The sequence below is a fragment of the Senegalimassilia faecalis genome (genome assembly GCF_004135645.1).
GTDB lineage: Bacteria > Actinomycetota > Coriobacteriia > Coriobacteriales > Eggerthellaceae > Senegalimassilia > Senegalimassilia faecalis.
The window spans coordinates 1,837,716-1,849,576 of record NZ_SDPW01000001.1; the positions used below are offsets into that span (position 1 = coordinate 1,837,716).

The 11,861-nt window shown below is 63.6% G+C and carries 9 protein-coding genes; 6 read left to right on the forward strand and 3 right to left on the reverse strand.

What is annotated here, in order from left to right; all coding sequences use genetic code 11:
• Window positions 1-243: 243 nt before the first annotated feature.
• From purH to ET524_RS07715, 6 genes are all read left to right on the forward strand, one after another.
• Window positions 244-1,884, forward strand: coding sequence for a bifunctional phosphoribosylaminoimidazolecarboxamide formyltransferase/IMP cyclohydrolase (gene purH, locus ET524_RS07690; protein ID WP_129424681.1), 1,641 nt, complete (start codon window positions 244-246; stop codon window positions 1,882-1,884).
• Between the two features lie 224 nt (window positions 1,885-2,108).
• Window positions 2,109-2,984 (forward strand): J domain-containing protein, encoded by an 876-nt coding sequence (locus ET524_RS07695; protein WP_129424683.1) that lies wholly within the window; start codon window positions 2,109-2,111, stop codon window positions 2,982-2,984.
• A 219-nt stretch (window positions 2,985-3,203) separates the two neighbouring features.
• The gene (locus tag ET524_RS07700) at window positions 3,204-4,568 is read left to right on the forward strand and encodes an ATP-grasp domain-containing protein (protein WP_129424685.1); all 1,365 of its coding nucleotides are present in this window, start codon (window positions 3,204-3,206) and stop codon (window positions 4,566-4,568) included.
• A 13-nt stretch (window positions 4,569-4,581) separates the two neighbouring features.
• Complete coding sequence (locus ET524_RS07705) at window positions 4,582-5,919, forward strand: lysylphosphatidylglycerol synthase transmembrane domain-containing protein (protein ID WP_129424687.1); 1,338 nt, start codon at window positions 4,582-4,584, stop codon at window positions 5,917-5,919.
• A gap of 82 nt (window positions 5,920-6,001) precedes the next feature.
• A complete protein-coding gene (locus tag ET524_RS07710) occupies window positions 6,002-6,430 on the forward strand; it encodes a PaaI family thioesterase (protein WP_129424689.1) in 429 nt (142 codons plus the stop codon).
• A gap of 61 nt (window positions 6,431-6,491) precedes the next feature.
• Window positions 6,492-6,980 (forward strand): PaaI family thioesterase, encoded by a 489-nt coding sequence (locus tag ET524_RS07715; protein ID WP_161566634.1) that lies wholly within the window; start codon window positions 6,492-6,494, stop codon window positions 6,978-6,980.
• A 142-nt stretch (window positions 6,981-7,122) separates the two neighbouring features.
• Here the strand turns inward: ET524_RS07715 and ET524_RS07720 are convergent, their stop codons facing one another.
• From ET524_RS07720 to ET524_RS07730, 3 genes are read right to left on the reverse strand one after another with little or no spacing between them, the layout of a single operon-like run.
• Entirely contained in the window at window positions 7,123-7,983 is an 861-nt protein-coding gene (locus ET524_RS07720; protein WP_129424693.1) for a dimethyl sulfoxide reductase anchor subunit family protein, read from the reverse strand.
• Window positions 7,983-8,663 carry a 4Fe-4S dicluster domain-containing protein gene (locus ET524_RS07725; RefSeq protein WP_129424695.1) on the reverse strand — a complete coding sequence of 227 codons (681 nt, stop codon included), beginning with the start codon at window positions 8,661-8,663 and terminating at the stop codon, window positions 7,983-7,985. The genes ET524_RS07720 and ET524_RS07725 overlap by 1 nt, the downstream gene beginning before the upstream one ends.
• Window positions 8,664-8,666: 3 nt before the next feature.
• Window positions 8,667-11,828: a molybdopterin-containing oxidoreductase family protein gene (locus ET524_RS07730; protein ID WP_129424697.1), complete on the reverse strand. Its 3,162-nt coding sequence runs from the start codon at window positions 11,826-11,828 to the stop codon at window positions 8,667-8,669.
• Window positions 11,829-11,861 lie beyond the last annotated feature (33 nt).

The following is an 11,861-nucleotide window of genomic DNA, read 5'->3' on the forward strand; positions in this document are numbered from 1 at the left end:
CGTTCGCGTTGAGCGGTTCGCTGGCGGTAGGCGAAGGCTCGGGCGCTCTTGCAGCGGCTAGCAGGGAAGGGTGCTCGCTCGCAGGGGCGTTCTCGTTGCGGGGGCGCTCAGGCGCCGGCGCCGACTGCGGCTGCGTGCTGCTCGGCTGCTCATCTTGTAGGTGGCGGTCGGCGCGACACCATAAGGCAATTCGCGGGCGCGCGCCCGCTTTGCGACAGGAAACGGTTTGGAAGGAGCAAGTAAGTGGCAGATCCGAAGGTCAAGCGCGTACTTATCTCGGTGACGGACAAGACGGGCGTCGTCGAGTTCGCCCGCGCGCTGCACGACGAGTTCGGCGCGGAGATCATCTCCACCGGCGGCACGGCGCGCGTCATCGCCGACGCTGGCGTGCCGGTCACGCCCATCGACGAGGTGACGAAGTTCCCCGAGATGATGGACGGCCGCGTGAAGACCCTGCACCCCATGGTGCACGGCGGGCTTCTGGCGAAGCGCGACAACCCCAAGCACATGGCAGAGGCGGCCGAGCACGGCATCCAGATGATCGACATGGTGGTCGTGAACCTGTACGCCTTCGAGAAGACGGTGGAGTCCGGCGCGGACTTCGGCACCTGCATCGAGAACATCGACATCGGCGGCCCGTCCATGCTGCGCAGCGCCGCGAAGAACTTCGAGAGCGTTGCGGTGGTCACCGACCCCGAGATGTACGAGGGCATCCTGGCCGAGATGCGCGAAAACGGCGGCGCCACCACGCGCGACACGCGCATGGAGCTGGCGCTTGAGGTGTTCGAGAAGACGAACGCCTACGACGGCGCCATCGCCGACTTCCTGTTCGACCAGATCCAGGCCGCGCATCCGCATGAGCACGGCGAGGGCTGCGGCTGCGGCTGCGAGGACGGCGAAGGCCAGGGCGAGTTCCCGCCCGAGTGCGCGCTGTACATGGAGAAGCAGCAGGACCTGCGCTACGGCGAGAACCCGCACCAGCAGGCCGTGTTCTACCGCGTGGAGGAATTCGCCCAGGAGCACAGCCTGGTGAACGCCGAGCAGCTCAACGGCAAGGAGCTGTCGTACAACAACATCCTGGACACCGACGCGTGCTGGTCGCTGGTGCGCGAGTTCGACGAGCCGGCCGTTATCATCCTGAAGCACCAGAACCCGTGCGGTTCGGCTACGGCGGCCACCATCGCCGAGGCCTACGACAAGGCGTTCGCGTGCGACCCGAAAAGCGCGTTCGGCGGCATCATCGCGGCCAACCGCACCGTCACGCTTGAGATGGTCGAGCACATCAACGAGAACAAGCAGTTCGTGGAGGTGCTGATCGCGCCCGAGTTCGAGTCGGCGGCGCTGGAGCTTTTGCAGCAGAAGAAGAACCTGCGCGTGCTGCGCACCGGCGGCGTGGACGCGCCGGCGGCCGTGGAGGTGCGCTCGGTTGACGGCGGCGTGCTGGTGCAGGACGTGGATCGCGTGACCGAGGACCCGGCCACGTTCACCGTTCCCACCGACCGCAAGCCCACCGACAACGAGATGCACGAGCTCCTGTTCGCGTGGCGCGTGTGCAAGGGCGTGAAGTCAAATGCCATTCTGGTGTCGCGCGACCATGCCGGCATCGGCATGGGCCCGGGCCAGCCCAACCGCGTGGACAGCGCGCTTCTGGCGTGCAAGCGCGCGCACGAGGCGTGCGAGCGCATGGGCGTTGAGGCGAAGGGCCTGGTGTGCGCCTCCGATGCGTTCTTCCCATTCCGCGACAACGTGGACACGCTGGCCGAGTGGGGCGTGACCGCCATCATCCAGCCCGGCGGCTCCATCCGCGACGACGAGTCCATCCAGGCATGCAACGAGCACGGCATCGCCATGGTGTTCACGGGGCACCGCCACTTCCGCCACTAGGCGGCGCGTGCGAAAACCGTTTGCTGAGCAGCGGCGACCCCTCGCGGGGCCGCCGCTTTTTGCGTGCAGGGGGCTTGCTTGGCCGCCTCTCGGCTGGATTGTTCGTGCCGTTCGCGGACTTTTGGATGATTTCTCGTGTCGGTTTCGTTCTCGGATTCTGACGAATGCGTGACATCGGGCTGACGTTGCTGCCGCGGCCGACGCCGTCCCGTATAGTCAGCGTTATGAAAAAGTCAGAAGCACTCAAAATACTGGGCCTTTCCGAAGGCGCCACCGATGATGACATCAAGCGCGCGCACCGTAAGCTTGTCATCGCGCATCACCCCGACAAGTTCCCGCTCGACTCGAAAGAGCACGCCGAGGCCGAGGAGCTTACGAAGCAGATCAACGAAGCGCGCGACGTGCTGATCAATCGCAGCTGGACGCCGGAGTTCGACCCGCGCCGCGACCCGCGTCCGTATGCGGGTAACCCGTACGCGCACCCTTCGGGCTACGGTGCCGGTGCGCCGGGCCAGGGTGGCTCGGGCGCGGGCGCCGGTTCCGACCCGTTCGACCCCTTTGCCGGCTGGCCGTTCGGCACGCCGGGGCAAACCACGTACGTGTGGACTAGCTGGGACGGCATGCACGGCGCCTCGCGCGGTCAGGGCGGCACGAACGCCGGCTGGCCGTTTGGCGACTTCACCGTGGAGTACGACCCGTTCGACCCCTTCGCGCCGTTCCGCGCCACGCACGCCGACACGCAAACCAGCGAGGAAATCTTCGCGAAGGCGAAGAAGGACCTGCGCATGGAGGCCGGCGTGGTGGCGGGCAAGGTGGCGGCGCTTGCGCTGCTGTCGATTGTGGGCTCGGCGGCAACGGGGCTGTTCCTATACGTTATGGCGTCGATTATCTACGGGCTGTACAAGCGCATGGGCAGTCTGCTGGTGATGCTGCTCGTGCCCATCATGCTGTTCGGCGCGCCGCTGATTTTCCTGCTGGCGCCGCACAACGGCCTGGTCAACGGCCCGCTGACCATCGCGTTTCTGATTTCGGTGCTGTTCGACTTCCAGAACATCCGCGACAAGGCGCGCGTGTACAATGCCGCGAAAGTGGGGCTGTAGGGTCTTGGCGAATTTGCCTATTGGAGAAGGCGCGAACCCAAACCACGGGTTCGCGCCTTTTGCTGTTTTTGGGGCGCGTGTTTCAGGTTGGCAACCGTTTGCGTGGGGGCTGGACAACCGGGGCGTTTTGAGGCGGCGCTCGCGGTATACTTGCAGGTTGAAGATGGAACGTTTTAGCGCTGCGAGGCAGGCGGCGCGTTCGCTGAAAGGGGATGGGACGTGGTTATCCTTGACAAGCCGTATGCTTCGCCGCAGCTGCTTGAATGGCTGGAGCAATCCCAGCACCCGGTGCTGCGCAACGCGTTCTCGCGCCGCGAGGCGTTTCGTTCGGGTCGCGCGCTGAACCTGGTGGACGCCGCCGAAGCCGCCGCGCGCCTTGATGCGGGCGAGCGCGTGTACACGAACTCCGAGAACGCGCTTGCGTGGATTTCCGAGCACGTCGACAACGGGTCGCTGACGCGCGCTATTGCAACCTTCAAGGACAAAGTTGCCATGCGGAAGCTGTTGTCCCAGCTTGACGAGGGTTTTTTCTTCTGCGCCTGCACGGCTGAGCAGCTGCCGCAGCTTGATTTCGCCGAGCTTGCCGCGCACGTGCCGTTCGTGGTGAAGCCCGCCCGCGGGTTTTGCAGCATGGGCGTGCACGTGGTGACGTGCCGCGCTGAGTGGGACGCCGCGCTGGCCGACTTTGCGCGCAACGCGGCTACGTGGGCGGCAATGTATCCCGATAGCGTGGTTGCCGGCAGTGACTTCATTCTGGAGCAGTACATCACGGGGCAGGAATACGCGCTTGATGCGTACTTCGACGAGGCGGGGGTGGCGCACGTGCTCAACGTGCTGCGCCACGACTTCGCCGGCCCCAACGACACGTCCGACCGCATGTACACCACGTCCGCGGCCGTCGTGCGCGAGAACGCGCCGGTGTTCGAGGCGTGGCTGACGCGCGTGAATGCCCTGGTGGGCGCACGGAATTTCCCCGTGCACGTTGAGATGCGCGTTGGTGAAGACGGCGTGGTGCGGCCCATCGAGTTCAACCCGCTGCGCTTTGCGGGCCTTGGCGGCACCGACGTGGCGCAGCACGCGTTTGGCTTCCGCACGTACGAGGCGTTTTTGACCGGTGCGCTGCCCGATTTCGACGCGGCGTTCGCCTATGCGGGCAACCATGTGTACACCATGTCGCTGCTGAACCCGCCGGCGGGCGTGACGGGTGCGGAAACGTTCGATTACCAGGCGTTTTCCCAGCGCTTCGCCAACGTGCTTGAGCTGCGCCAGTTCGACGTGCCTACGTTTGGCTGCTACGGCTTTCTGTTCATCGAAACGGATGAGAGCGCGCAAGGTGCTGCTGAGCTGGACTTTCTGCTGCACTCCGACCTGCGCGAGTTCATAAGCGGTCTGCAGCCTGTTGCCGGCAGCGTTTCGCCTGCGGCTGCGTGCGCCAGCGACGCCGGCGTTTCGGGTGGCTCGGCCCGGTGCGCGGGCGTGGCGCGCAGCGATGGCGATGCCGCTTCGGATTGCGTGGCTCAGCGCGGCGTCGGTGCGACTTCAAACGATCAGACCCTGCGCCCTGCGTGCGCGCAAGGCGAATAGTAAGGGCTTCTGCATGAAATTCAACGTGAAAAACCTGTTCATGGGCGTCATCCTCATCATCGTGCTGGCGGTGGTGTTCCTGCGCGGCGACCAGCTGGTTGAGCTTGGCGAAACCATGAAGCAGGGAAGCCCCCTGCCGCTGGCGGCGGCCATTCTCACGCAGCTGTGCAAGTACTTCGCGCAAAGCTTCGCGTACTCGCGCAGCTTCGCCGCCGTGGGCGAGTACATGGAGCCGAAATCCACGTTGCCGCTGGTGTTCGGCACGTTCTTCATGAACACCATCGCGCCGTCCATGAACCTGGCGGGCACCACGCTGGTGGTAGACGATGCGCGCCGGCGCGGCATTCCCGCCGGCAAGGCCACGGGCGCGGCGCTGCTGATGCAGATCACCATCGACGGCGCGTTTTCCACGCTGATGGTGTGCGCGTTTATTTTCCTTGCGGCCACAGTGGGCTTGTCGCCGGTGTGGTTCTGCATGGGCATGGTGGTGTTGTGCCTGGTGGGAACCATGGTCATGCTGCTGGTGCTTGCGTATCGCAAGCCCGACGCGCTCATGCGCATCCTGCGCCCCGTGGAGCGGCTGAGCTGCAAGGTTGTTTCGCGCGTGCGCAAAAAGCCGCTTGAACCGTGGGCCGATCGCATTGCGAAGGCGTTTTCCGAGGCGGCCGGCATGATTGGCCACAGCCCGAAGCCCACGCTGCAGACGTATGGCTGCTCGCTGATTGCCAGCCTGTGCGAGCTGTCGTGCTTCGTGCTGGTGGGCATCGGCTTTGGCGTGCAGAACGCGCCGGCGCTGGTGTGCGGCTACGTGGTGGCAACGCTGTTCGCCATGATCTCGTTCACGCCGCAGGGCGTCGGCGTGGTTGAGGCGGCCGTGGTGGTGGCGTTTACCAGCTTCGGCGAGACGGCGGCGGCAGGCACGGCCATCGGCCTGGTGTATCGCGGCATCGTGTTCTGGATGCCGTTTATCATCGGCGCGGTGCTTATCAACACCACGAAGGCGTTCAAGGGCGACGTGAAGCAGGCGGCTTATGACCAGGATATGGGTGCTGTTGCAGGCACAGCTGCCACGGCGGCGCGCCTGGAAGAGGAAGCGCGCGCCGATGCCGAGCGCCTGCGTCGGGAAGAGGCAGCGGAGCGGGGCGGTGCAGCTGCGGCTGATGTGCAGCTCACGGTGCCGCTTGCGGGCGGTGGCGTGCCGTTCGACCGGCGCGAAACCGAACTGATTCCCGAAGTTGCCCAGCCGATTGATGTGCTGCCGCAGGCAAATGCGCCGTTGGATGAGGCGCCGACGCAGCAGCTCAAAGCCGCAAAGGACACGCCTGCCGATTTGTCCGGCGAAGCTGATTAAACGTATCAGTATACTGGGTTTGCAAACCAAGTTGGAGCAAAGGGGCTGCGCTTGCGGCCCCTTCGTGTTTTAGGAGGACGTTATGACGTTGCTTGACACCCTGGGCATCACCACGGTCAGCGTCAGCGCCGATCGCGTGGAGATGCGCATGCCGGTGCGGCCCGAAATCTATCAGCCTCACGGGTTTCTGCATGGCGGCGCCACCATCGCGCTGCTGGAGTCGTGCGCAAGCCGCGCCGCTGAGGAGCGCACCGATTTCGACAAAGAGTTGATCTTCGGCTTGGAAACCACCATTCGCCACAAGAAGGCGCGCAAAGACGGCATGATCACCGGCGTGGCCGAGCTTGAGCGCGAAGAGCCTTCGTACGGCGGTCGCAAGCAGTTCTGGCACGTTATTGCCACCGACGAGCTGGGCGACACCATTTCGGAAGGCACGTTCATTACAAAAATCGTTACGAAAGAGCACTTCGCCGAGAAGCAACGTAAACAGGCCGAAGCTCATCAGAAGTAGTGTTTCCCTCATGCCGCACGCGTCCGCGTGCGGCGTGCTCGTTTTTCGAGAAAGGAATCTTATGACAGCACCCGAAGGACCCATGAAAGAGCATGTGCGCGTAAGCTTGCAGATGCTGTACGACCGCAACCGCGCCTACATCAACGACCTGAACCCCGAGGTTATCGAGCCGGGCTATACGCGCAGCGCCGTGACCATCCCGGAAAACGCCACGAACACGGGCGGCGGCACGTTCGGCGGCTTCTTGATGGCCATCATCGATGTGGTGGGCTCCACCATCACGTGGTCGTACGGCAAACACGCCGTTACGCAAACGTGCAATGTGAACTTCATCCGCGGCGTTAGCATTGGCGAGAAGCTGGTGCTTGAGGCTCGCAACGTGCACTTCGGCCGCACCACGTGCGTGTCCGAAGTGGTGGTGTCTGACGAGCAAGGCAAAGTGCGCCTGACGTCCACGTGCACGCTGCACATCGTTGCCGACATCAAGCCCGATGACGCCATCGTAAAAGAAGCTTACGAGCGAGCCGGCCTTGCGCAAGGCGAACAGTAGCGCAACAGCATAACGCGCGAAAAGGCCCTTACGGGGGCTGGATTCGCGTTGCAAGGGGGGTGGGGAAACGAATCCTGCCTCTGTAAGGGCCTTCAAGCTTGAGCGGGGCGCCGTCTGCGATGCGGCGCCCCGCTTTTGCTTCCTAGTAGATACCGAACACCGAGGCGCCTGCCAGGTAGAACACGGCGCGCAGGCACACGGCGCCGATGACGGCGCATACCACGGCCGCCGAGCCGTACACCTTCCAGTTGCCGGTCTTCTTGCCCATGTAAGCGCAGGCAATCGGAGCTGCGCAGCCCAGGACGATCATCAGCAGCGTGGGGATAAGGCTTTCGCCGCCGAAGATGTTCAGGCCGGATGCGGTGATGTCCTTCATCGGGTGCGTCAGGTCGTAGTAGTTGCCCACTTCGCTGACGTGGGTGGTGTTGATCATCAGCGCCGCCGCAAGCGAGGCCACGGCATTGATGATAGAGCCGACGAATGCGGGCATGCCTAGCTCAGAGGCGTCTTCGCCAACCGTTTCGCACACCACGGCTACCGTTGCGGGGCCCAGGATGCACGCCACGCCCAGAAGCGACACGATCCACAGCACGTTGCACCAGGCCGGACGCGCTTCCATCATGTAGGAGTGGCCCATCACCATCACAAGCACGGCGCTCGTGACGATGGCCAGGATGGCAACCCACTTCGGCACGTTGCCTTCGTTCTTGCGCAGCATGGCCAGGTAAATCACGGCCACGATGGCAAGCACGATGATGGCGATAAGCTCCTGTGTGATGCCGGAGGTAATGTGGCCGAAGCCGTTGAAGATGCGCTCCCAATGCTGCAAGTGGAAGAACACGGCGATGCCGCCAACTACCAGAAGCACTGCAGAGACAATCCAGCAGCGTATCTGCGCTTTCTGCCCGGTGCCCTTAAGCGCCAGGTACGCCTGCGTGGCGAACGTGCCCGCGCACCACGACACGAGCGTGGTGAAGATAATCAAAGGCCATTGGAGTTCCATTATTCATCTCCCTTCCACTCGCGGTCGCGCAGCACGTACACGAAGCTCGGGTCGTTGCCCGCGTTCGGCAGGTGGTGCACCTCGGTTTGCTTGTCGTAGGGCTGCCCCAGCTCGCCAAACGTGATGCGGTTGCCCTCGAACAGCTGGTCGTACTGGAAGTCGTTGTGCTCGCGGTCGGCCTTGTAGGCGTTGCGCGGCGCTTCGAAGCTTTCGATACCCTTGTCCAAATCGCCGAAGAAGCGGGCGCGGCCGCCGCACTGGGCCACGCACTGGGGCAGGCCGCCCTGGCTGGTCAGCTGCTCGCACAGCGTGCACTTTTCAACCACGCGCTCTTCCTCGTTGAGGTAGCGGACGTTGTAGGGGCAGGACATGGCGCAGAACTGGCAGCCGATGCACTTGGCCTTGTCGATCTGCACGGTGCCGTCGGCCATCTTGTGGCTGGCGCCGGTGGGGCATACCTCGACGCACTTCGGGTTCTCGCAATGCTGGCACTGCACGCTCAGGTAGTACATGTCCACGTGGTTGGACGTTTTGTAGTCCTTGCGCTTGTAGGGGCCGATGCGCAGCATCTTGTTCCAGTACGAGCCGATGGGCACGCCGTTGATGACCTTGCAGGAGACCATGCATGCCATGCAGCCCACGCAGCGGTTCAAGTCGGTGAGAATGGCGTATCGCGTCATGGTTTATGCCTCCTTCCTGATTTCATAGTCGGGCATCCATTCCTTCAGACGCGGGTCGGAGGAATCGTGGATGATTTCGGTGCCGTCCTCGGTGGCGCAGGGAATGACCTTGCCATCGGGGCAGTTCTCAGGCGTTGCCTTGTAGATCTTGCAGCGCACGCCGCGCATGTGCGTGGAGCTGATGAACTTGTCGGCGGCCATGGGGTCCCACAGGCACTCGGCGTTGGACAGCTTGAAGCCGTGCGTGGGGGCCGGAAGCTCCGGGAACCACCAAGCATGCTCGGCGTTCGCCCAGCCTTCGGCAATGCCTTCGTACAGATCGACGCACTGGCGAATCTTCGTGCAGTACTGCTTGCCCAGGTCGGAGTGCGGCTCCACTTCGATCCATGCCCAGTCGCCCTGCTTAAGGCCCAGCTTCTCGGCGTCGGCGGGGTTGAGCTCCAGGCGCGGTACGGGCCACAGCTCGCGGCACCACGGCAGCTGCCTGTGCTCGGAGTGGAAGTACACCGGGATGCGGCGGCCGGTGGTCAGGATGATCGGGTAGTCCTGCTTGGACTGCTCGGTTTCCCATTCGCCGCCCGGGGCGCTGACGCACGGCTCGTAGTTCGGCATGATTTCCTTCATGACGTCGAACTTGCCGGGCTGGAACTCGTTGGCCTTGTCCAGGCAGTACGTCTCGAACATGATGGACCAGATTTCCACCAAGCCCGAAGGCGTGGGGCAGCCGAAGTTCTTGTCCGTGGGAGTGCCGTCTTCGTTCTTCGACCAGGGCGAAGCGGTGCAGGCGTCTTTGCCCATACGCATCCAGCCCGTCTCGAAGCGGCGGTACGTGCCCCAGCGGTTCGGCTCAAGCACCTTGGCGTTGAACCAGCCGTGCTCCTGGAAGTCGTCAACATACTCCTGCATGTGCTGCCACTTGCAGCCGGGGTAGCGGTCGCCGAAGCCGTCGATTTCGTTGTGGGCGCGGAACCAGTCTTCCATGCGCTCATCGGAGTCGTAGGCGCCGGGTGCGTCGCCCTTGATGTTCGTCCACGTGCCGTTGGGATTGCCCTGTTTCTCGAACGACTCGAAGATCAGGCGATTCACGTCGTAGTCAAACTTCACGTCTGCCGGGGGCTCGACGGCGCGGCATGTCATGCCGATGCCGCCCGATGCGCCCTGGGACACGCGGATGTTGTTGATTTCCAGCCAGTGCGCCACGGGGAGCACGATATCGGCCATCTCCGTGGAGGGGTGATGGAACATGTTCAGGTCAACCCACATGTCAAGCGACTGCAGGGCGTCCCATGCCAGGTTCGCGTTGCCCTCGTTCATGAACGAGCCGGCCTCGTTGATGCCCGCGCGAATGGGGTACGGGTCGCCGGTGAGGATGGCCTCGTACATGCTGGTGACGTCGCACCACTCGTTGTACAGCGCCGTGACGGGGTACTTGTCTGCGCCCACCATGTTGGAGTACACGTCGTACTGGTCGGGCAGGTTCGTGATCTCGTACTTCGGCACCGTGCCCTCGTACATGGGCGGCAGCGCGCCTAGGCCGGACAGCACGTGCTTGACGGCCTGCGGCATGTTCGTGCCCGGGGCAGCGGTGGACTGCTCGTCGACAGGCGTGCGCGAAAGGCCGCGGTTGCCGGCGGGACCGTCGAAGTTGCCGGTGGTGTAGGTGAGATTCAGCACCGCGCGCACGGTTTGCGTGCAGGCGCCTTCCTGGTCAGGAGACAGGTTCAGGTGGATGCCGCCGTTGCCGTACTTCTGGCCCTCGGGGCGCGTGGCCCAAGCCAGGCAAGCGTCCTCGATGAGCTTCGGATCAAGCTTCGTGATCTTTGAGCACCAGTCGACGGTGCAGTCCTTCACGGACTCCACCAGGTAAGACCATACGGGGCGCACGGTGTGCACGCTGCCGTCGGCCAGCGTCACCTGATGGCTGCCCGTCATGTCGAAGTCGATGCCGGCGTCGGTCAGCTCGTTGTAAGACAGCGGGGGCAGGTAGCCTTCCTGCGACGTACCTTCGTACACGACGTCCATCTGTTCGCGCGTAGGCGCGGTGTGGTGGCAGCCTTCCCACTGGGTTTCATCGGTATCCCAGTACACCAGGCCGCCCTGGCCGTCGTTGGCGTTTTTATTCCAGGCCATGAACCTGCGGCACGAGCCGCCTTCTTTCAGGTCGGATTCCTTCAGCAGGCGCGTCTTCAGTTTTTCGCCGGTAAGGTCGGGCATGACCTGCACGTTCGTGGACAGCGTGTGGTAGCGGCCGCCCGTAGGCTCCATGTCGTCGACCACCAGGATGGGGCTGTTCGTCCAACGCTTGACGAATTCCCAGTCCACCAGGTCGTGTTCGATGATGATGTGCTGCCAGCACAGCGCCAGCGCGCAGTCGGTGCCGGGCTCAAGATTCAGCCAGTAATCGGCTTCTTTACCCGAGCCGGACAGACGCGGGTCGATGCAGATGTGCACGTCGGCCTCGGTCATCTTGTCCACGATGTTGCGGCACGAGTCGTCGTAATTCGAGTTTTCAGGCGAGGTGCCCCACTGCACGTACACGCGTGGCCCGTCGCGCAACGCAAACCACGGGGCGCCGTCAACAGAGCTCAGCCAGCCCATCAGACGGCGCGGGCCTTTGCAGATGGAAGATGCCACGCGGCTGTTGGGGCTGTCGAACAGCCACTTGTAGAATGCGTAGGGACCGTATACCCACTGGCGCGACGTGCCGCACATGCCGAAGCAAGCCTGGCCGCCGTACTTTTTGATGACCTCGTTGAAGCCCTTGCCGATGGATTCCATGGCCTCGTCCCAGCTGATTCGCATCCAGCCCGGGTCCTCGCCCTTGGGGTTCGTGCGCTTCAGGGGGTGGTAGATGCGCTGCGGATGGTAGCACGCCTGCAGCGATGCCTGGCCCTTCGAGCAGTGGTTGCCCGAGGACTGCGAAGACGACTGGTCGCCTTCGGTTTTGATGACGCGCCCGTTCTGCACGGTCACCCAAACGCCGCATTCCATCTTGCCGCAGCCACGGCAGCAAGAGCGGATGCGCTTGATCTCGGACGCTTCGGCTTGCGAAACCTTGTTCTCAGCGAGCGCGGTTCCGTAGCTTGCAGCGCCGACGGTCGCTGCGGCGGCGGTTGCAGCCGACAGTTTCGCGAACGTGCGACGTGTCATAGTCAGCTTCCCCATGAATCCTCCTCCTTGTTCGTCTGCGTTCCCGGA